Genomic DNA, 21760 nt, shown 5'->3' on the forward strand with positions numbered 1-21760 from the left:
CTGGAAGAAGTAAGTAATTTGGATAGCGGAAGCGTCTTGAGATGGACGTGGAAACTATCCGGGTTGTGATTGTATCGATGTATCTCAAGATGATTCGAACTCTATGTTTGACTCAATTGGAATACGGCACAACGCGAAAACTCAACCTGTAACGACTGTCGGAGAGACAGACTCGTTATAGGGTCAAGCGAACAAGTGCATGTGGTGGATGCCTTGGCGATCACAGGCGATGAAGGACGCGGTAGCCTGCGAAAAGCTACGGGGAGCTGGCAAACGAGCTTTGATCCGTAGATGTCCGAATGGGGAAACCCACTCCTTTTGGAGTATCCATGGCTGAATACATAGGCCATGCGAAGCGAACGCGGTGAACTGAAACATCTAAGTAACCGCAGGAAAAGAAATCAACCGAGATTCCCAAAGTAGTGGCGAGCGAAATGGGATGAGCCTTGTACTCTTTATTTGTATTGTTAGCCGAACGCTCTGGAAAGTGCGGCCATAGCAGGTGATAGCCCTGTAGGCGAAAACAGTATGAAAGAACTAGGTGTACGACAAGTAGGGCGGGACACGTGAAATCCTGTCTGAAGATGGGGGGACCATCCTCCAAGGCTAAATACTCGTGATCGACCGATAGTGAACCAGTACCGTGAGGGAAAGGCGAAAAGAACCCCGGGAGGGGAGTGAAATAGATCCTGAAACCGCATGCATACAAACAGTCGGAGCCTCGCAAGGGGTGACGGCGTACCTTTTGTATAATGGGTCAGCGACTTACGTTCAGTAGCAAGCTTAACCGTATAGGGCAGGCGTAGCGAAAGCGAGTCCGAATAGGGCGTTCAGTTGCTGGGCGTAGACCCGAAACCAAGTGATCTATCCATGGCCAGGATGAAGGTGCGGTAACACGTACTGGAGGTCCGAACCCACTAACGTTGAAAAGTTAGGGGATGAGCTGTGGATAGGGGTGAAAGGCTAAACAAACTTGGAAATAGCTGGTTCTCTCCGAAAACTATTTAGGTAGTGCCTCGTGTCTCACCTTCGGGGGTAGAGCACTGTCATGGTTGGGGGGTCTATTGCAGATTACCCCGCCATAGCAAACTCCGAATACCGAAGAGTGCAATCACGGGAGACAGACATCGGGTGCTAACGTCCGGTGTCAAGAGGGAAACAACCCAGACCGCCAGCTAAGGTCCCCAAATATAGCTAAGTGGGAAACGAAGTGGGAAGGCTAAAACAGTCAGGAGGTTGGCTTAGAAGCAGCCACCCTTTAAAGAAAGCGTAATAGCTCACTGATCGAGTCGTCCTGCGCGGAAGATGTAACGGGGCTAAGCTATATACCGAAGCTGCGGATGCGTGCTTTGCACGCATGGTAGGAGAGCGTTCCGTAAGCCTGCGAAGGTGCGTTGAAAAGCGTGCTGGAGGTATCGGAAGTGCGAATGCTGACATGAGTAGCGATAAAGGGGGTGAAAGGCCCCCTCGCCGTAAGCCCAAGGTTTCCTACGCAACGTTCATCGGCGTAGGGTGAGTCGGCCCCTAAGGCGAGGCAGAAATGCGTAGCTGATGGGAAGCAGGTCAATATTCCTGCACCATTGTTAGATGCGATGGGGGGACGGATCGCGGAAGGTTGTCCGGGTGTTGGAAGTCCCGGTCGCTGCATTGGAGAAGGCGCTTAGGCAAATCCGGGCGCGGAATTCAAGGGTGTGGCGCGAGCTCCCTAGGGAGCGAAGCAATTGGAAGTGGTTCCAAGAAAAGCCTCTAAGCTTCAGTCTAATGATGACCGTACCGCAAACCGACACAGGTGGGCGAGATGAGTATTCTAAGGCGCTTGAGAGAACTCGGGAGAAGGAACTCGGCAAATTGGTACCGTAACTTCGGGATAAGGTACGCCCTTGTAGCTTGATGCCCCTGCGGGCAAAGGGTGAAGGGGTTGCAATAAACTGGTGGCTGCGACTGTTTAATAAAAACACAGCACTCTGCAAACACGAAAGTGGACGTATAGGGTGTGACGCCTGCCCGGTGCCGGAAGATTAAATGATGGGGTGCAAGCTCTTGATTGAAGTCCCGGTAAACGGCGGCCGTAACTATAACGGTCCTAAGGTAGCGAAATTCCTTGTCGGGTAAGTTCCGACCTGCACGAATGGCGTAACGATGGCCACACTGTCTCCTCCCGAGACTCAGCGAAGTTGAAGTGTTTGTGATGATGCAATCTACCCGCGGCTAGACGGAAAGACCCCATGAACCTTTACTGTAGCTTTGCATTGGACTTTGAACCGATCTGTGTAGGATAGGTGGGAGGCTATGAAACCGGAACGCTAGTTTCGGTGGAGCCGTCCTTGAAATACCACCCTGGTTTGTTTGAGGTTCTAACCTTGGCCCGTGATCCGGGTCGGGGACAGTGCATGGTAGGCAGTTTGACTGGGGCGGTCTCCTCCCAAAGCGTAACGGAGGAGTACGAAGGTACGCTAGGTACGGTCGGAAATCGTGCTGATAGTGCAATGGCATAAGCGTGCTTAACTGCGAGACCGACAAGTCGAGCAGGTGCGAAAGCAGGTCATAGTGATCCGGTGGTTCTGTATGGAAGGGCCATCGCTCAACGGATAAAAGGTACTCTGGGGATAACAGGCTGATACCGCCCAAGAGTTCATATCGACGGCGGTGTTTGGCACCTCGATGTCGGCTCATCTCATCCTGGGGCTGTAGCCGGTCCCAAGGGTATGGCTGTTCGCCATTTAAAGAGGTACGTGAGCTGGGTTTAAAACGTCGTGAGACAGTTTGGTCCCTATCTGCCGTGGGCGTTGGATATTTGAAGGGGGCTGCTCCTAGTACGAGAGGACCGGAGTGGACGAACCTCTGGTGTACCGGTTGTCACGCCAGTGGCATCGCCGGGTAGCTATGTTCGGAAGAGATAACCGCTGAAAGCATCTAAGCGGGAAACTCGCCTTAAGATGAGATATCCCTGGGGACTAGATCCCCTTGAAGGGTCGTTCGAGACCAGGACGTTGATAGGTCAGGTGTGTAAGCGCAGTAATGCGTTCAGCTAACTGATACTAATTGCCCGTAAGGCTTGATCCTATAACAAGTCTGTCTCGATGCCCGTTAGCGCTTTAGCGCTTACGGACATCGAGCGTCGAGTGCAGCGCACTCGACGTACAGCGGTTGAGTAACCGCGTTAGTGTGAGATACAGCTCACAACCCAAAATTACTGCTTCTTCCAAGATTGGTCGCGCTGCGAAGCAACGCGACAACCCTCTTTGCCTGATGACCATAGCGAGTCGGTCCCACCCCTTCCCATCCCGAACAGGACCGTGAAACGACTCTACGCCGATGATAGTGCGGATTCCCGTGTGAAAGTAGGTAATCGTCAGGCTCCCTAAGCCAAGAACCCCCGCCCGAAAGGCGGGGGTTTTTGCATTTCGGCGACGGAAATGTACGCGCGCCGGCGAAGGGCGGTGCGGCCGGAGCTGGTGCTTCGATGGCATCGATCCAGATAGCCGCCGTTCCTGTGCGACCCGCAGTTCTGCTCACTGAAATCCCCAGGTGCTTCCCTCTGGCGCCACATCAAGGCGACTCCAGCCAGCATCGATCTGACGTCGATGCATCCAACGACGATGTGGAGATGAATGGTGATGAGCGACGTTAATCGGCAATGACCGATAAATGGCGCGTTTTTCCGAAAAACCTCTGCTTCATTTACCCATCCATCGACACCTCGCGCCAACCCGATCGTGGGTGCCACTGGGCGCACGCATCGCGAATTCGTCACAGAAATCTATGCGCATAAAGTGCATTCCCACGACATGCCCGGCAGAGCGGACAGCAAGCCCTTCGAGGTAATATCGCCATTCGTCCCGATCCTAGGCGTTTGTCTGCATGCGCTGGCGGTCGGTGTCTTCAGCATTCCGTCTCCTGCACCGTTCATGACTGACAGCCCTGTCCAAGGTGGTCGGACGACCGACTTCTTGCCGTATCTCGTCGCCGCAACGTTCTTCATGGAGTACCTCGACACAACCGTGATCGCGACCGCGCTGCCGCAAATGGCGCGCTCGTTCGGCGTCGGGCCGAACGCGCTGAGTCTCGGGATGACGGCCTACATGCTTGCGCTCGCCGTATTCATCCCGATCAGCGGCTGGATCGCGGACCGCTATGGATCCCGCACGGTGTTCGCCAGTGCAATCGTCGTTTTTACTGGAGCGTCGGTGCTGTGCGGGCTGTCCGATAGCGTCGTGACGTTCACGGCTGCGCGGCTGCTGCAGGGTATCGGCGGGGCGATGATGGTGCCGGTCGGGCGGATGATCGTCGTGCGCAGCACCGAGAAGGCGAAGCTGATGCGCGCGATCGCGACGATCACGTGGCCGGGCATCGTCGCGCCGGTCGTCGGGCCGCCGATCGGCGGCTTTATCACGACCTATGCGTCATGGCGCTGGATCTTCCTGTTGAACGTCCCGTTCGGCATTGCCGCGCTGGCCTGTACCTGGCTGATCGTCCGGAACACGCGGGCCGACGAACAAAGGCCGCTCGACTGGGTCGGCTTCGTGCTGGCCGGTGGAGCGCTGACCTGCCTGTTGATCGGAACCGAGGCGGCCGGCCAGCAGGACGTGCACTTCACGCGCGCGGCGGTCCTGGTGGGGGCGAGCGTGCTGTTCGGTGTTGCCGCGTGGTTGCATGCGCGACGTTGCGCGCATCCGCTGCTCGATTTCACGACGCTGAAGGTGCCGACGTTCTCGGTGACGGTGTTCACCGGCTCGATCACGCGAATGGCGATCAACGCCGTGCCGTACCTGCTGCCGCTGCTGTTCCAGATCGGTTTCGGGCTGTCGCCGTTCCAGTCCGGCCTGCTGCTGCTCGCGAGCGCGCTCGGCAATCTCGGCATGAAGGCGGGAACGTCGTGGATCCTCGATCGCTTCGGTTTCCGGCGCGTCGCGCTCGTCGATGTGACGATCGTCGGCATCTTCACGATCGCGTGCGGCTGGCTGACTGCATCGACGCCGCTGGCGATCACGCTGTTCGTCGTGTTCGTCTACGGGCTGACGCGGTCGATGCAGTTCACGACGCTCGCGACGCTGGCCTATGCCGATATCCCGGCTCACCAGACGAGCGCGGCCAGCACGTTGTGGAGCGCCGCGCAGCAGATGACGATCGGGATGGGGATCGCGTTCGGCGCGTTGTCGCTGCGGCTCGCGGCGTTGGTGCGGGGCGATGCGGCCGGCATGCACTACGTGCTCGACGATTTCCGCTGGGCGTTCGTCGCCGCAGGTGTGCTTGCACTGCTGACGTTGCCGGGCTACGCGCGGCTGGCCTTCGATGCGGGCGACCGGCTGCGGGCGAATGTGGCGCGAGGATAGGCCGGGCCGCCAATCGCCTTTGTGTCGCGACAGGTGAATGCTTTCGTTTCCTGTCGCTCACTTGAAGCGTCTGTTCGTCATGGCCAAGATGGCCTGACGGGCAGCGAACTCCGTCATCGGCCACTGTGAACGAGTGAGCAGATCGCGTGATGATGCCCGGTCGCACCACCCCCGAACGATAACGCGCGATTGGTGCAGCGGACGCGCGGTGTTTCCTGTGCGAATTCATCCGCGAGACGAATGGCACGATAGCGTTGCGCTCGTTCCGGTTGCCGTCACTGTGCGTCGTGGAAGATGATGCCGACCGTGTGGCGGTGGCCGCTGCGGATCCGGCTTACGCCGTGGCGCAGGTTGACGCGGTAGAAGCCGCGCGTTCCCTGCACGGGCCGGCCGTGCACGGCGAAGATCACCGCGTCGCCTTGCGTCAGCGGCACCACTTCCGCGCGCGACTGCATGCGTGGCCGCTGTTCCGTCAACACGAACTCTCCACCGGTGAAATCGCGGCCCGGCGCCGACAGCAGGATCGCGACCTGGAGTGGAAAGACATGCTCGCCATACAGGTCCTGATGGAGGCAGTTGTAGTCTTCGGGACCGTATTGAAGGATCAGCGGCGTCGGCCGTGTTTGTCCCGCCGCGTGGCAGCGATCGAGGAAGGTCGCGTGGTCGTTCGGATAACGGACGTCGAGCCCGAGCGCGTTGTTCCAGCGATTCGCGATAGGCGCGAGATGCGGGTAGATCGTCGTGCGCAACTCGGCGACGACCTCTGGCAGCGGGTACGCGAAATACTTGTATTCGCCGCGCCCGAATCCGTGCCGCGCCATCACGACGCGTGAACGATAGAGCGCATCCCGCGGATAGAGCGATGCGAGCGCATCGCACTCGCTCGCCGAGATCAGGCCTGGCACACGCGCGCATCCATGGCGATCGAGTTCCGCATCGACAGTCGTCCAGTCGATTGCGTCGACACGTTGCGCGATGTTCAGCGATTCGACGGCAGGTTGCAGATCGGCAATGTTCACGGGCTACCTCGGTTCGTCAGCAACGTGGTGCCGTGCGGTCGCGTGGAATGCTTAGGAAGCGTTCCGCGCACGGTTGAATCCACGATGGAAGTTGATGAACCCAGTCTACCGACGTCCGTGAGACGGCGCGCTCCAGATCTTGCGCTCCAATTCGGAAAAGGAAGGGGGAGAGGCGTGCGATGCGGCACGGACACGCCGCATGCGGCGACGTGTCGGAGCGGAGAAGCGAGAGTCGAACCTTCCACTACAGGTGGCCGGCGCTCACCGGCCACCCAAAGCGTCCCCGATCAGACCACCGACCGGAACAGCCAGTAGAGCCCGCCCGCGAGCGCGATCGACGCCGGCAGCGTCAGCACCCATGCGAGCACGAGGCTGCGCACCGTGCTCCATTGCAACCCGGACCCGTTCGCCGCCATCGTGCCCGCGACACCCGACGACAGCACGTGTGTCGTCGACACCGGCAGCCCGTACATGTCTGCGGCGCCGATCGTCAGCATCGCGACGACTTCGGCCGACGCGCCCTGTCCGTACGTCAGATGCTGCTTGCCGATTTTCTCGCCGACGGTCACGACGATCCGCTTCCAGCCGACCATCGTGCCGAGACCCAGTGCGATCGCGACGGCGACCTTCACCCAGGTCGGAATGAACTTGGTCGCATGGTCGAGCTGCTTGCGATAGTTGTCGATCGCGAGCTTGTCGTCGGCGGCGAACGCGGGTTGTCCCGATTTCTCGATCAGGCGAATTGCTTCGGACACCAGATACATCGTGTTTCGCACGTTGTCGACGTCGCGTTGCGGCACGGCCGCCATCGAGCCCGACGCGCCGACCGCGGTCGCGAGCGACGTGGACAACTGCTGCACGGCCGGCAGCACGGCCGGCGTCAGCTCACGGCGCTGCACGTAGTGTTCGACGTCGGCGCGCGGGTTCGCGGACGGCGCGACGCCGTTCGTGTACTTCCCGAACGTTGCGGCCGCCTGGTTCGCGACCGCAACGAAGGTCTGCGATTCGGCCGGCGTAACGGCCTTGTTCAGCGCATACGCGGTCGGTACCGTGCCGATCAGGATCAACATGATGAGGCCCATCCCTTTCTGCCCGTCGTTCGAACCGTGTGCGAACGACACGCCCGTGCAGGTCAGGATCAGCAGGCAGCGAATCCAGAACGGCGGCGGCTGATCCTTCGGCGGCTCCTTGTACAGCTCCGGAATCCGCACGACGGCCTTCAGCACGAGCAGCAGCAGCGACGCGCACAGGAAGCCGACGATCGGCGAGAACAGCAGCGACTTGCCGACGCCGAGCGCCTGGCCCCAGTCGACGCCGCTCGTGCCGGACGGCCCGTGCATCAGCTGGTTCATCAGCCCGACGCCGATGATCGACCCGATCAGCGTATGCGAGCTCGACGACGGCAATCCGAAATACCAGGTCGCGAGGTTCCAGACGATCGCGGCGATCAGCAGCGCGAACACCATCGCGAAGCCCGAGCCGCTGCCGACCTGCAGGATCAGCTCGACCGGCAGCAACTGCAGGATGCCGAACGCGACGGCGCCGCTCGAGACCATCACGCCGAGGAAGTTCCACATGCCGGACCAGATCACCGCGACGTTCGGCGTCAGCGAGTGCGTGTAGATCACGGTGGCGACCGCGTTCGCGGTGTCGTGGAACCCGTTGACGAATTCGAAGCCGAGCGCGATCAGCAGCGCGGCGCCGAGCATCAGGTACGGGAACAGCGACGCTTCGCGGACCGACGACAGATCGTCGATCAGGTGCATGGCGATATAGACGGCGCCGATCGCGAGTACCAGCACGAAGACGGCATAACCGACTTGCCGGGTGCGTTCGACGGAGCCCGGATTGTTCGAGGCGGACGAAGCAGGTTGATTCATGACGGCATCTCGTAGGGGAATCGCGTCTGATCCTAGCTTCGGCCAGCAGTCAGTTTGATGACAGTCGGGATGACGAACGGCATGTCTTACAGCGATGTAAGCCGAGCGCCGGCACGCATCTTCGGCCACATGGCGCACGCAACTCGGCACGACAGGGGCTTACGCATCAGTGTCGCGCCGATCGACATCCGCGATCAACATCCATCCATGCGGCGATGCGGCGAATGTCGTGCATGACAGCGGCGCGACGTCGACGCGAGTCGCGGCCCTGGAATCCATCCGCAGCGCCTGCGCGACGGCCGCGCGAATGATCGCCGCATGCGTGATCGCGACGATGTCGCGGTCGTGCTGCAGCGCGTTCAACCATGTGCCGACGCGCCGCATGGCTGCGTCGAACGATTCGCCGCCGTGCGGCGATGCGGACGGATCGCCGATCCATGCACCCAATTCGTCAGGACAGTCGCGGCCGAGATCGTGCAGCCGCTGGCCGCGCCAGTTGCCGTAGTCGATGTCGCGCAGCGCGTGATCGATGTCGGCGCGCAGCCCGAGCGCATCGGCAGTCTGTCGCGCGCAGCGGGCGGGGCTGCACAGCACGATCGCGCCGGCGACGCCCGCCCACCGGTCGCGCAATGCGGCGGCGTCGGCGAGCCCGCGCGCGTCGAGCGGATCGTCGTCGGGAAACGTGCCGGTGCGCATCGCACGGGTCGATGCGTGTGCGATCAGGCGCAGCGAGGCATGCAGGGTCATGTCGGTTGTCGGAGGGGCCGGGCGGAACGTGCGGTCGCTCGCACGCCGTCACTTCAACACGCGGACTTTCGCGCGTACAATCCGCCCGATACGAAACGCGGAAGCCGGTGCAATTCCGGCGCGGTCGCGCCACTGTAACCGGGGAATCTCGATCCCGGAAGCCAGACCTGCCTTCGTACCCATCCAACATTTGTCGGGGCGCGATTCCCCTGAGGTGCATCCATGAGCGAAGCAGTGCTGAAGCCGGTCGTCGTGCCGGCACCCATCCCCGTCCGTGAACTGTTGCCGTGGGCCGTGTTCGTCGGCCTGATCCTGCTGCTCGCCCTGTATTTCGTCGGCGCGGAACAAGGCGCGACGTCGCTCGTGCCGGGTATGTACGTTCACGAATTCGTCCACGACGGCCGCCATCTGCTCGGCTTTCCCTGCCACTGACGCGGAGAACACGATGGTCGGAAAGCTGCTCATGCGCGGGATGCTCGCAGGCATCGCCGCGGGCCTCCTCACGTTCGGTTTCGCGAAAATCGTCGGCGAACCGCAAGTCGATCAGGCGATTTCCTTTGAAGAAAAGCTCGACACCGCCAAAGGCGATGCGCCGGAGCCCGAGCTGGTCAGTCGTCACACGCAGGCCGGCCTTGGCCTGCTGACCGGTGTCGTGACCTACGGTGCGGCATTCGGCGGGCTGTTCTCGCTGGTCTTCGCGTTCGCGTACGGGCGCGGCGGCCGCCTCCCGGCGCGGCCGCTGGCCGCGTGGCTCGCACTGGCGGCGTTCATCGCGCTCGTGATCGTGCCGAACCTCAAGTACCCGGCCAATCCGCCGTCGGTCGGCGATCCCGACACGATCGGCTATCGCACGGGCCTGTTCTTCCTGATGATCGCGATCTCGATCGCGACGATGGTGTTCTCGGTCAGCGTGCGCCGCCATCTGCTGGCGAAGCTCGGCCAATGGAACGCGTCGATCGTCGCCGGGCTCGTGTTCGTCGCGATCATCGCGGCGGTGCAGTTCGGGCTGCCGTCGATCAACGAGGTGCCGGCCGCTTTCCCGGCCGCCGTGCTGTGGAAGTTCCGCGTCGCGGCGATCGGCATGCAGGTGATCATGTGGACGACGATCGGCCTGCTGTTCGGCGCGTGGGTCGAGCGCGGCGAACGCATCGGCATGCGCGCCGCCTGACACGTCCTGCAACCGGGCGCGCCTAGCGCATCATGCGCGGCGCGCTCCACGTCGATTCTCGCGCCAGCGCGACGAACGCGGCCAGATAGTCGATCGCCGCGTCCGCCTCGCGGATGCCGAGAAAGATCTGCTTCGCGATGCCCTTCTTGCCGAGCTTGACCGGCACGACCGGCATGCGGTCCGCGTATTCGTCGGCGAGCCATCTCGGCAGCGCGGCCACGCCGCGCCCGCTCGCCACCATCTGCAGCATGATGTCGGTCGTCTCGATCGACTTGTGCCGCCTCGGCACGATGCCGGCCGGCGTCAGGAACTGGTTGTAGATGTCGAGCCGGTCGGTTTCGACCGGGTAGGTGATCAGGATCTCGTCCGTCAATTGCGCGGGCGTCACGTAGTCGGCGTTCGCGAACCGGTGTGAGTCAGCGACCACCAGCACCTGCTCGTAATCGAATACGGGAACGAAGTGCAGACCCGGCTTGTTCAGCGGATCGGGCGTGACGAGCACGTCGATGTCGTAACCGAACAGCGCGCCGATGCCGCCGAACTGGAAGCGCTGCTTCACGTCCACGTCGACGTCGGGCCAGCGCGACAGATAAGGCGACACGACCTTCAGCAGCCACTGGTAACACGGGTGGCATTCCATCCCGATGCGCAGCGTGCCGCGCTCGCCCTTCGCGTACTGCTTCATCCGCTCCTCGGCGAGCTCGAACTGCGGCAGCAGCCGGTTCGCCAGCTTCAGCAGATATTGCCCGCCCTGCGTGAGCCGCAGGCCGCGACCTTCCCGGTCCCAGATCGGCGTGCCGAGCTGCTGCTCGATTTTCCGGACGGTATGGCTGAGCGCCGATTGCGTGAGGTGCAGCGCGTTGGCGGCCGCGGTCAGCGAGCCCTGGCGCTCGACTTCACGAATCACGACGAGATGGAATCGTTCCAGCATGGTTATCGCTCACCCGACAGATGCATGAACAATTTTAATGGATGAATGAAATAATGCCATTTTATTTCATGTGTTGAAATCCCTATCATGGCTGCCGGACATTCACTACATCTGGACGGCAGCGTCATGGTCACCACACACAACCTCGGTTTCCCGCGCATCGGCGCGAAGCGCGAACTCAAGTTCGGTCTCGAACGCTACTGGAAAGGCGAATCGTCGCGCGACGAGCTGAAGGCGCTCGGCGCGCAGCTGCGCCAGCGCCACTGGAACGACCAGCGCGATCTGGACCTGGCGCCGCTCGGCGACTTCGCGTTCTACGACCAGGTGCTCGACATGAGCTTCACGCTCGGCAACCTGCCGAAGCGCGTGCAGGGCTTCCACGGCGACGTGCTCGACAACTATTTCCGCGTCGCGCGCGGCCGGTCGGCGCAGTCGGCCGAAGAGCATGCCGCGTGCTGCGGCGGTGTCTCGGCCGGTGAAATGACGAAGTGGTTCGACACGAACTATCACTACATCGTGCCGGAATTCCACGCGGACACGAACTTCTCGCTCGACCCGTCGCGCCTGCTCCAGCAACTGGCGGAAGCGCAGGCGCAGGGCGTGGCCGTGAAGCCGGTGATCCTCGGTCCCGTCACGTACCTGTGGCTCGGCAAGGCGAAGGACGATTCCGATCGCCTCGCGCTGCTGCCGAAGCTGCTGCCCGTGTACGGCGCGCTGCTCGACACGCTGACCGCGCAAGGCGTCGAATGGGTGCAGATCGACGAACCGATTCTCGTCACGGAACTCGACGCCGAGTGGCGGCACGCATTCCGCACCGCCTATGCGACGCTGGAAACGCGCCGCATCAAGGTGCTGCTCGCCACCTACTTCGGGCAGCTTCAGGACAACCTGACGCTCGCGGCCTCGCTGCCGGTCGACGGCCTGCATATCGACGCGATCAATGCACGCGACGAAGTCGACGCGCTGGTGCGCGAACTGCCGGCCGGGCGCGTGCTGTCGGTGGGCGCGATCAACGGCCGCAACATCTGGAAGACGGACCTGAACGCGACGCTCGACTGGCTCGAACCGCTCGCGAAGCAGCTCGGCGATCGCCTGTGGCTCGCGCCGTCGTGCTCGCTGCTGCACGTGCCGGTCGATCTCGCGAGCGAGGAGAAGCTCGACGCGGAGATCCGTTCGTGGCTCGCGTTTGCGCTGCAGAAGCTCGACGAACTGAAGGTGCTCGCGACCGCGCTGAACGAAGGCCGCGACCAAGTGGCCGATGCGCTTGCCGCGAATGCCGCCGCGATCGACTCGCGCCGCCGCTCGCCGCGGGTGAACAACCCGGTCGTGAAGGCCGCGATCGCGCGTATCGACGCGCAGCTCGGCAATCGCGTGAGCCCCTATGCGCAGCGCGCGCCGAAGCAGTCGGCCCGACTGAGCCTGCCGGCCTTCCCGACGACGACGATCGGCTCGTTCCCGCAGACCGTCGAAATCCGCCAGGCGCGCAGCCAGTTCAAGGCCGGCACGCTGGACGAAGCGGGTTACCGCACGGCGATGCGCGCGGAGATCGAACGCAGCGTGCGCGAGCAGGAATCGCTCGAACTCGACGTGCTCGTGCACGGCGAAGCCGAGCGTAACGACATGGTCGAATATTTTGGCGAGCAGCTCGACGGCTACGCATTCAGCCAGTTCGGCTGGGTGCAGTCGTACGGTTCGCGCTGCGTGAAGCCACCGATCCTGTTTGGCGACATCAGCCGCCCGAAGGCGATGACGGTCGAATGGATCACGTATGCACAGTCGCTGACGAACAAGCCGATGAAGGGCATGCTGACCGGCCCCGTGACGATCCTGAACTGGTCGTTCGTGCGCGACGACCAGCCGCGTTCGGTGTCGTGCTACCAGCTCGCGCTCGCGATCCGCGACGAAGTGCTCGATCTCGAGAAGGCCGGCGTGCGCGTGATCCAGATCGACGAGGCGGCACTGCGCGAAGGGCTGCCGCTGCGCCGCGCGCAATGGGGCGAGTACCTGAAGTGGGCGGTCGAATCATTCCGCATCACTGCGAACGGCGTGCAGGACGATACGCAGATCCACACGCACATGTGCTATTCGGAGTTCAACGACATCATCGCGTCGATCGCCGACATGGATGCGGACGTGATCACGATCGAGACGTCGCGCTCGGACATGGAGCTGCTCGACGCGTTCGACACCTTCAAGTATCCGAACGAAATCGGGCCGGGCGTGTACGACATCCACTCGCCGAACATCCCGACGCAGGATCACATCGTCGGCCTGATGCGGAAGGCGGCTGAACGGATTCCGGCGGAGCGTCTGTGGGTGAACCCGGACTGCGGCCTGAAGACGCGCCAGTGGGCGGAAGTGATTCCGGCGCTGACGAACATGGTCGCCGCCGCGAAGACGCTGCGCAACCAGGCACACTGACGCGCGGCAGCTTGCGCTGCGACGACTGAAGTACCGGCCCGCCGTGACGGGCCGTTTTCCGTTATGCGCGTTCGCGAATGCCCGTGCTGGCGGGGGCGTCGGGCGCAGGCGTCTTCGCGATCACGCGCCGTTCGTGTTCGAGGTCGAGCGAGCGCGACAGGACCGCATACACGGCGCCCGCGACGATCAGCCCGACGAGCCACGCGATGTCGACGCCGCCGAGCATCCGTGCGAACGGACCGACGAATACCTCGCGGTTCGCTTCGGCATCGAAGATGTAGAAGAACGGCACCATCGCCGCGAAGCCGGCCAGGTACGCGACGATGCCGCGCGGTTGCCACGCGCCGTACAGCCCGTTCGGCGTGAAGAAATGCGCGATCGCATAGTGGCCGCGCCGCACGAAGAAATAGTCGACGAGATTCACCGCAGTCCACGGCACCAGGAAGTAGAGCATCAGCGTCAGGAACGTCTGCAGCAGCGCGATGCCGTTGCCGCGGATCGCGAACACGCACGCGAGCACGAAGGCGCTGATCGCGACGATCGACGCGACGCGCGCGCGACGGGTCGGCCGGATCGGCACGATCGAATCGACGGCGGTCAGGACGGTCAGCATCGCGCTGTACGCGTTGAGCGCGATGATCGGCAGGAAGCCGACCAGCGACACGATCGCGATCAGCTTGCCGAGGCCCGGCACGAGCGACGTGCCGACATCGTTCATCGCGACCAGCGCATCGGCTGCGTGCAGCTTCTGCGCGAGCCACGCGCCGAGGCCAATCATCCAGGTGCCCGACAGCGACGCGCCCGCAAAGATCACCGCGATCAGCTTCGCGCGGCTCGTATTTTTCGGCAGATAGCGCGAATAGTCGGACACGTACGGCGCATACGAGATGTTGTAGCTCGCGGCGATCGCGAACTGCGTCGCGAACGCGATCCAATTGAAGCCCGGCGCGGCGGCCGGCGCAATGGCGGCGTGCGCAGGCGCCGCATGACCGAACGCGAGCGCGAGCGTGACGAGCGCATAGAGCGGCAGCGTCGCGATCAGCGCCCACGTGAAAGTGCGATGCATCAGGTCGTGGCCGTAGATCGCGAGCAGCGCGCCGATTGCCACGGCCGCGACGGCGACGAAGCCGCCGTCGATCCCGAATACGTTGTGCACGCCGTCGACCATCAGCGACACGTTGACGACATTGAAGCCGACGAAGACGAACAGCGTCGCGAGCAGCGCGACGATCACGCCGCGATAGCCGAATTGCGCGCGCGACTGGATCATCTGCGGCAGGCCCATCTCCGGCCCCTGCGAGCCGTGAAACGCCATGAAGATCGTGCCGAACATGATCCCGAGCGCGCCCGCGAGCGTCGTCCAGCCGGCGGACAGGCCCATGCCGGGCCCGACGAAACCGATCGAGATCGTGAAGAAATGGAAGTTGCCGAGGAACCAGAACGGCCCCTGGCTCGCCAGTTTTGCGTGGCGTTCGTGTTCCGGGATGTAGTCGATCGAGTGGTGCTCGATCGCGAGGCCGGCCGATTCGGCGCGGCCAAGGTCGAGGGTGTCGGGGCGGTTCATGACGGCTTGTCTCCAGGGTCGCGCGCGGTTCGTCGATGCGACCGCGTGCGCCTGCCTGCCGCGACGTCGTCGTGGCAAGCAATCAATATCGGGGGATGCGCGGGCGGTGCGATGCACCGCCGGACAACGCAAAAAAAACGGGCAGGCGAATCGCCTGCCCGTTGCGGGACGTTACGCGGTGCGCACGCCGCGCGGCAGCGACTCGCGCGTCTTGCCGGGCGCGCCCGCATCGTCGATGCTGACGCGGCGCGAGATCAGCCACACGCACAGCGACGAGAGGATTGCGGCACTCGTGTACTGGATCGCGAGCGGCCACCATTGCGGCGCGGTGTTCTGCGCGATGATGGTCGCGACGAGCGGCGTGAGGCCGCCGGCGAGCGCGCCGCACACCTGGTACGCGATCGAGATCGCCGTATAGCGGATCCGCGCGACGAAGATGCCGCTGACGAAACCCGCGACCACCGAGTAGTAGCCCGATTCCGCGAGCGTCGCGAGGCCGACGCCGACCGTGATCGACAGCGGCGTGCCCATGTGCACGAGCGGCAGCATCGCGAACGGGACGATCGCGGCCCATGCGCCGGTGATCAGCAGCACGCGCGTGGTGCCGAAGCGCTGCGCGAGGAACGCGGCGGCGAGCTGCACGACGAACTGCAGCACCGCGACGATCGTCATGCAATGCAGCACCATCGACCGGTCGAGCGACAGGAACTGCGTCGCATAGCTGATCATGAAGATGTTGCTGAAATACACGCCGGCGATGCCGTACACGTTCGCACCGATCGCGAGCAGCAGCAGCGGCCAGTACTTGAGCGCTTCGCGCAGCGGGTTCTGCGCGGTGTTGCCGCTCTTCCTGACTTCCTCGAACTCGGGCGACTCGGACACGCTCGCGCGGATCACGAAACCGACCACCAGCAGCACGGAACTCGCGAGGAACGGCACGCGCCAGCCCCAGCTCATCATGTCGTCCTTCGACAGCGTGCTGATCGCGCCGAACGCGAGCATCGACAGGATCAGGCCGCTCGCGCTGCCGAGCTGCGCGAACGACGCGAAGAACGTGCGCTTGCCTTCGGGCGCATGCTCGCCGGCGAGCAGCACCGCGCCGCCCCATTCGCCGCCGACCGCGATGCCTTGCAGCACGCGCATCAGCACGAGCAGGATCGGTGCGATCACACCGGCTTGCGCGTGGGTCGGCAGCAGGCCGATCGCGACCGTCGACACGGCCATCAGCATCAGCGTCGCGAGCAGCGAACGCTTGCGGCCGAAGCGGTCGCCGAGGTAGCCGAACATCACGCCGCCGAGCGGCCGTGCGAAGAAGCCGACCGCGAACGAGCCGAACGACGCGAGCAGGCTGACGAAGCGGTTTTCGCCGGGAAAGAACAGCGGTCCGAACACGATGGCGGCGGCGGTCGCGTAGCTATAGAAGTCGTACCACTCGATCGTGGTGCCGACGAACGACGCGAGCGCCGCCCGCTTCGGTTGCTTGACGGAAGTCCCCATCTTTATGTGTGCTCCTCTGGAATCCTCTGATTTGGAATAGGTCGTGTCTGGCGGGGATCAGTCGCGGTAGGCGACACCCGGCAGCACGCACAGCAGTTCGTACGCGAGGTTCGCGCCGAGCAGCGCCGTGGTGCCGAACGGGTCGTACGGCGGCGCGACCTCGACGAGATCGCAGCCGACGATGTTCAGCCCCTTCGCGCCGCGGATGATCTCGAGCGCCTGCGGCACCGTGAGGCCCGCGATTTCCGGCGTGCCGGTGCCCGGCGCGTAGGCCGGATCGATGCCGTCGATGTCGAAGCTGATGTAGACGGGCGTGTCGCCGACGCGTGCGCGCACTTCTTCCATCAGCGGCGCGAGCGACTTGTTCCAGCATTCCTCGGCCTGCACCACGCGGAAGCCCTGATCGCGGCACCAGTCGAAATCCTCGGCGGCGTAACCGGTACCGCGCAGGCCGATCTGCGTGACCTTGTCGCCATGCAGCAGGCCTTCCTCGACCGCGCGGCGGAACGGCGTGCCGTGCGCGATCTTTTCGCCCATCATCGTATCGTTCACGTCGGCGTGTGCATCGACGTGGATCAATGCAACCTTGCCGTGCTTGCGGTGGATCGCGCGCAGGATCGGCAGCGCGATCGTATGGTCGCCGCCGAGCGTGATCGGCTTGCAGTCATGCTCGAGGATCGCGTCGTAGGCGGCTTCGATGCGCGCGATGGAATCGTGCAGGTTGTAGGGATTGATCGCGACGTCGCCGATGTCGGCGATCTGCAGCGAATCGAACGGCGCGGCGCGCGTGGCCATGTTGTACGGGCGCAGCAGCACGGATTCGGTGCGGATCTGGCGCGGGCCGAAGCGCGCGCCGGTGCGGTTGGACGTGCCGAGATCGAACGGCACGCCGACGAAACACGCGTCGAGGCCTTCGGCGCTCGCCACGTGCGGCAGGCGCATCATCGTCGCGATGCCGCCGCAGCGCGGCATTTCATTGCCGCCGAGCGGCTGGAAATGGGTGTGGTCGTTCATGGGGTGTCTCTTCCGATGTGGGGTTGCCGTATCATTCGACGCGGCTTGGCGCACAGTTTTACGCGCTCCGCCGGGAAAGAAGAATGCGAAGATATCGACGTAAACATCGATTTTCATCGATGTATGGAAGGGGATGAGCGTGCTGGGGAATCTGTCGACCCTCGATCTGCGGTTGATCCGCGTGTTTCTCGCGGTCACGGACGCGGGCGGCGTGTCGGCCGCGCAGGCGGTGCTGAACGTCGGGCAGTCGACGATCAGCGCGCAACTGTCGTCGCTCGAGACGCGGCTCGGCTACCGGCTCTGCGAGCGCGGCCGCAGCGGCTTCCGGCTCACGCCGAAGGGCGAACGGTTCCATGCGATGAGCCGCAAGCTGCTCGCGGCGCTCGACGAGTTCGGGATGGCCGCGCGGCACATGGACCGCCAGCTGGTCGGCACGCTGAACATCGGCCTGATCGGCCATACGCCGGTGAGCCAGAACGCGCGGATCGCCGAGGCGATCGCCGCGTTCCGCACGCGCGACGAGGCCGTGCGCTTCTCGATCTCCGTGCGCGCGCCGGGCGATCTCGAGGAGAAGCTGCTGAGCGACGAGATCCAGATCGCGGTCGGCTACTTCTGGCACCGCGTGCCGTCGCTGCACTACACGCCGCTGTTCATCGAGCGCCAGGTCGCGTACTGCGGCCGCGGCCATCCGTTGTTCGACGGCGCCGGCACGCTGACGCCGGCCGACGTCGCGGGCTTCGAATGGGCGTGGCGCTCGTATCCGCTGCCGGAGGCGCAGCTGTCGACGACACCCGATCGCGTGACCGCGACCGCCGACAACATGGAGGCCGTCGCGCTGCTGATCCTGTCCGGCCACCACCTCGGCTACCTGCCGCAGCACTTCGCGGCGCCGTACGTCGCGCAGGGGCTGCTCGCGCCGCTCAATCAGGAGCAGTTGCGCTACGACGTCACGTTCCACATGGTCGTCGCGCGCAACGGGCGCGGTAACCCGCTCGTGGAAGCGTTTCTCGAGGATCTCGAACGCGCGCACCAGCCGCCGGACGTCGCGTGACGCCGGTGCCGCCGACAATGTGAACAAGCGTTGCGCCGGCGTGCCCCGGCGCGCGCATCACGGCACCGGCAAGCCCGCGTCGTGTTTCACTTCGCGCAACGACAGCGCCGATTCGATCGACGTCACGCCCGGCAGCATCCGCAGCGATTCGCGCAGGAACGTGCCGTAGTCGTCGAGGTCGCGCGCGACCACCTGCAGCAGGTAGTCGGCCGTGCCCGCGACGTTGTGGCACGCCAGGATCCGCTCGATGCCGAGCACTTCCCGTTCGAACCGGTCGGCGACCTTGCGGTCGTGCGTCGCGAAGCGCACGAGCACGAACGCGACGACGCCGAAGCCGAGCGCCTGGCGCGACAACTGCGCGCGATAGCGCTCGATGTAGCCGTCGCTTTCGAGCCGTTTCAGGCGCCGCGCGCACGGCGTCTCGGACAGGCCGACGGATTCGGCGAGACGCGCGATCGGCAGGCGGCCATCGCGCTGCACCGCAGCGAGAATCGCGCGATCGGTTTTGTCGAGTTCGATCATATTGGCGGAATCCTTGTTCTGGTTTCATGATTGTGGCGGATTCCCCTATGGATCGCCAATCCTGAGCCAAAGATGGCCAATAATCCCTCCTCCTTCAGCGGCAACATATCGTCATTGGAGGACGGGGGCAGACCATGATTTCCACGCATTTGCTGTTGATCTATCTCGCCGCGCTGGCGGCCATTTATGCGGTGCCGGGGCCCGACATGGCGCTCGTGCTGCAGACCAGCATCGGCCGTGGCGTGCGGCCGGGATTGGCGGCGGCGGGTGGCCTGTCGCTCGCGCGTACCGCGCACGTGACGCTGTCCGCCTGCGGCGTCGCGGCACTGATCCGCAGCGCGCCGTGGCTGTACGAGGTGATTCGCTACGGCGGCGCGCTCTATCTCGCGTATGTCGCGATCCAGGTATTCCGCTCGCCCGTGTTCGCGCTCGGCGAAGGCGACACGGCGGCGTCGGCGGGCGAGCTGCGGCAGTCGTTCGTGAAGGGCCTGCTGACGAACCTGCTGAACCCGAAGGCGCTGCTGTTCTGCTCGGTGCTGCTGCCGCAGTTCGTGCGGCCCGAGGCCGGGCCCGTCGTGTTGCAGATGTTCGAGCTCGGCGCGCTGCTGGTCGCGGCCGGCGTGTGTTTCGACCTCGCTTGCGTGTTCGGTGCGTCGCGCATCGCGGCGTGGATGCGTGCGCATCCGCTGGCGCAGACCGTGCAGCGCTGGACGTTTTCCGCGGCGCTGATCGGTTTCGCGCTGCGTCTGTCGATGGATTGAGCGTCGCCGCAGCAGCGGTGTCGCGCCGATCGACACAGGCCGCGTGCAATGCCGGCCTTCGCGCGCATGCCCCGGTGCAGAAGGGCGTGCGCGCAAATCGTCTGACTGATCTAAAATTCCTCCAACTTCGCGCTATCGCGAACCGACTGACCGAACGGAACCGACTTCCGCCGGCCATGTCCGATTTCCTGGTTGTTCCGTGCAACGCGGTACCAAGGAGGGTCAGAACATGGCAAGGCATCTTCACGCCGACCGTGAACCCCGAATCGTCGCCGAGTCCAAGTGCCTCGGTCCGTGCGATCCGGCAGAACGCATCCACGTCACGATCATGTTGCGGCGGCAGGAAGAAGGGCAACTCGATACGTTGGTCCACCAGCTCGCCACCGGCGACGCACAGGCGAAACCGCTGTCGCGCGCCGCATTCGCGCAGCGTTTCTCCGCCCATCCCGACGACATTCGCAAGGCCGAGGACTTCGCGCGTCGTCATCAACTGACGGTCGATCGCGTCGATCCGGTCGAAAGCGTCGTTGTGCTGTCCGGCACGATCCAGCAGTTCGAAGCCGCGTTCGGCGTGAAGCTCGAGCGTTTCGAGCATCGTTCGATCGGCCAGTATCGCGGCCGCTCGGGCCCGATCGCGCTGCCCGACGATCTCGGCGATGCCGTCACGGCCGTGCTCGGCCTCGACAGCCGCCCCCAGGCGCGGCCGCACTTCCGGCTGCGTCCGCCGTTCAGGCCCGCACGCGGCGGCGCGGCGGGCGTCACGTTCACGCCGGTCCAGCTCGCGTCGCTATACGGCTTTCCGGCCGGCGATGGCGCCGGGCAATGCATCGCGATCGTCGAACTGGGCGGCGGTTATCGCGCGGCCGACATCCAGCAGTATTTCCGCGGGCTCGGGATCACGACGCCGCCGACGCTCGTCGACGTGAACGTCGGCACCGGACGCAATGCGCCGAGCGGCGACCCGAACGGCCCGGACGGCGAAGTCGCGCTCGACATCGAGATCGCCGGTGCGATCGCGCCGGCCGCGAAGATCGCGGTCTACTTCGCGTCGAACAGCGATGCGGGCTTCATCCAGGCCGTCAACGCGGCCGTCAGCGACACGACCAACAAGCCGTCGGTGATCTCGATCAGCTGGGGTGGCCCGGAAGCGGTCTGGCAGACGCAGTCGGCGCAGGCGTTCAACCGCGTGCTGCAGGCGGCCGCCGCGCAGGGCATCACCGTGTGCGCGGCGTCGGGCGACAGCGGCTCGGGCGACGGGTTGCAGGACGGTGCCGATCACGTCGACTTCCCCGCATCGAGCCCGTACGTGCTCGGCTGCGGCGGCACGCAACTCGATGCGCTGCCCGGGCAGGGCATTCGCAGCGAAGTGACGTGGAACGACGAGGCGTCGGGCGGCGGCGCGGGTGGTGGCGGCGTCAGCACGCTGTTCGACCTGCCGGCGTGGCAGCAGGGGCTCGCCGTCACGCGCGCCGACGGCAGCAGCACGCCGCTCGCGAAGCGCGGCGTGCCGGACGTGGCTGGCGATGCGTCGCCGCAGACGGGTTACGAGGTGTCGGTTGCCGGCACGCCGACGGTGATGGGCGGCACGAGCGCGGTCGCCCCGCTGTGGGCCGCACTGATCGCGCGGATCAATGCGGCGGCCGGCGCATCGGCCGGCTGGGTCAATCCGGTGCTGTACAAGAATCCGGGCGCGCTGCGCGACATCACCCAGGGATCGAACGGCACGTATGCGGCCGCGTCGGGCTGGGACGCATGCACGGGCCTCGGCAGCCCGAACGGCGCACAACTCGCCGCGATTCTCGCGCGCAAGCCGTCGAGCTGACGCGTCGCTTCTTACCTTTCCGTTCGACGC

15 protein-coding genes, 2 rRNA genes and 1 riboswitch are annotated in these 21760 nt (G+C 64.1%); of the genes, 9 read left to right on the top strand and 8 right to left on the bottom strand.

Annotated elements, in window-relative coordinates:
• Positions 1–181: 181 nt before the first annotated feature.
• The 3 genes from ACN22W_RS32015 (at position 182) to ACN22W_RS32025 (ending at position 5333) form a co-directional block, all read left to right on the top strand.
• A 23S ribosomal RNA gene (locus ACN22W_RS32015) occupies positions 182–3063 on the top strand.
• Between the two features lie 182 nt (positions 3064–3245).
• A 5S ribosomal RNA gene (rrf, locus tag ACN22W_RS32020) occupies positions 3246–3358 on the top strand.
• A gap of 550 nt (positions 3359–3908) precedes the next feature.
• Entirely contained in the window at positions 3909–5333 is a 1425-nt protein-coding gene (locus tag ACN22W_RS32025) for a DHA2 family efflux MFS transporter permease subunit (RefSeq protein ID WP_419688503.1), read from the top strand.
• Between the two features lie 275 nt (positions 5334–5608).
• On the opposite strand, the gene ACN22W_RS32030 is transcribed toward ACN22W_RS32025, so the two are convergent.
• The 3 genes from ACN22W_RS32030 to ACN22W_RS32040 all read right to left on the bottom strand — a co-directional run bounded on the left by ACN22W_RS32030 (position 5609) and on the right by ACN22W_RS32040 (position 8979).
• Positions 5609–6352 (bottom strand): 2OG-Fe(II) oxygenase, encoded by a 744-nt coding sequence (locus ACN22W_RS32030; RefSeq protein WP_419688505.1) that lies wholly within the window; start codon positions 6350–6352, stop codon positions 5609–5611.
• A gap of 287 nt (positions 6353–6639) precedes the next feature.
• Positions 6640–8232 (bottom strand): inorganic phosphate transporter, encoded by a 1593-nt coding sequence (locus ACN22W_RS32035; RefSeq protein ID WP_412023730.1) that lies wholly within the window; start codon positions 8230–8232, stop codon positions 6640–6642.
• 159 nt (positions 8233–8391) lie between these two features.
• Positions 8392–8979 carry a histidine phosphatase family protein gene (locus tag ACN22W_RS32040; protein WP_419688506.1) on the bottom strand — a complete coding sequence of 196 codons (588 nt, stop codon included), beginning with the start codon at positions 8977–8979 and terminating at the stop codon, positions 8392–8394.
• Positions 8980–9032: 53 nt separating this feature from the next.
• A riboswitch (cobalamin riboswitch) is annotated at positions 9033–9169 on the top strand.
• Between the two features lie 32 nt (positions 9170–9201).
• Here ACN22W_RS32040 and ACN22W_RS32045 point away from each other — a divergent pair.
• Together ACN22W_RS32045 and ACN22W_RS32050 are read left to right on the top strand one after the other, a co-directional pair.
• Positions 9202–9411 (top strand): CbtB domain-containing protein, encoded by a 210-nt coding sequence (locus ACN22W_RS32045; RefSeq protein ID WP_047902386.1) that lies wholly within the window; start codon positions 9202–9204, stop codon positions 9409–9411.
• Positions 9412–9424: 13 nt separating this feature from the next.
• A complete protein-coding gene (locus ACN22W_RS32050; protein ID WP_419688508.1) occupies positions 9425–10147 on the top strand; it encodes a CbtA family protein in 723 nt (240 codons plus the stop codon).
• Positions 10148–10169: 22 nt separating this feature from the next.
• Here ACN22W_RS32050 and ACN22W_RS32055 read toward each other — a convergent pair whose 3' ends face one another.
• The gene (locus tag ACN22W_RS32055) at positions 10170–11078 is read right to left on the bottom strand and encodes a LysR family transcriptional regulator (protein ID WP_419688510.1); all 909 of its coding nucleotides are present in this window, start codon (positions 11076–11078) and stop codon (positions 10170–10172) included.
• A 126-nt stretch (positions 11079–11204) separates the two neighbouring features.
• On the opposite strand from ACN22W_RS32055, the gene metE reads away from it, so the two are divergent.
• Positions 11205–13499: a 5-methyltetrahydropteroyltriglutamate--homocysteine S-methyltransferase gene (gene metE, locus ACN22W_RS32060; RefSeq protein ID WP_419688512.1), complete on the top strand. Its 2295-nt coding sequence runs from the start codon at positions 11205–11207 to the stop codon at positions 13497–13499.
• A gap of 61 nt (positions 13500–13560) precedes the next feature.
• Here the strand turns inward: metE and ACN22W_RS32065 are convergent, their stop codons facing one another.
• From ACN22W_RS32065 to speB, 3 genes are all read right to left on the bottom strand, one after another.
• Positions 13561–15063 carry a purine-cytosine permease family protein gene (locus ACN22W_RS32065; RefSeq protein WP_419688513.1) on the bottom strand — a complete coding sequence of 501 codons (1503 nt, stop codon included), beginning with the start codon at positions 15061–15063 and terminating at the stop codon, positions 13561–13563.
• A 171-nt stretch (positions 15064–15234) separates the two neighbouring features.
• Complete coding sequence (locus ACN22W_RS32070) at positions 15235–16560, bottom strand: MFS transporter (protein WP_412023736.1); 1326 nt, start codon at positions 16558–16560, stop codon at positions 15235–15237.
• A 57-nt stretch (positions 16561–16617) separates the two neighbouring features.
• A complete protein-coding gene (speB, locus tag ACN22W_RS32075; protein WP_419688515.1) occupies positions 16618–17574 on the bottom strand; it encodes an agmatinase in 957 nt (318 codons plus the stop codon).
• Positions 17575–17713: 139 nt separating this feature from the next.
• Here speB and ACN22W_RS32080 point away from each other — a divergent pair, with 139 nt between their 5' ends.
• Entirely contained in the window at positions 17714–18625 is a 912-nt protein-coding gene (locus tag ACN22W_RS32080) for a LysR family transcriptional regulator (protein WP_419688517.1), read from the top strand.
• Between the two features lie 57 nt (positions 18626–18682).
• Here the strand turns inward: ACN22W_RS32080 and ACN22W_RS32085 are convergent, their stop codons facing one another.
• Positions 18683–19147: an Lrp/AsnC family transcriptional regulator gene (locus ACN22W_RS32085; protein ID WP_129515801.1), complete on the bottom strand. Its 465-nt coding sequence runs from the start codon at positions 19145–19147 to the stop codon at positions 18683–18685.
• Between the two features lie 134 nt (positions 19148–19281).
• Between ACN22W_RS32085 and ACN22W_RS32090 the strand changes: the two genes are divergently transcribed.
• Entirely contained in the window at positions 19282–19908 is a 627-nt protein-coding gene (locus ACN22W_RS32090; RefSeq protein ID WP_419688519.1) for a LysE family translocator, read from the top strand.
• 229 nt (positions 19909–20137) lie between these two features.
• Positions 20138–21730: a S53 family peptidase gene (locus tag ACN22W_RS32095; protein ID WP_129515800.1), complete on the top strand. Its 1593-nt coding sequence runs from the start codon at positions 20138–20140 to the stop codon at positions 21728–21730.
• The last annotated feature ends 30 nt before the right edge of the window (positions 21731–21760 follow it).

This window comes from Burkholderia theae, assembly GCF_048565265.1.
GTDB lineage: Bacteria > Pseudomonadota > Gammaproteobacteria > Burkholderiales > Burkholderiaceae > Burkholderia > Burkholderia theae.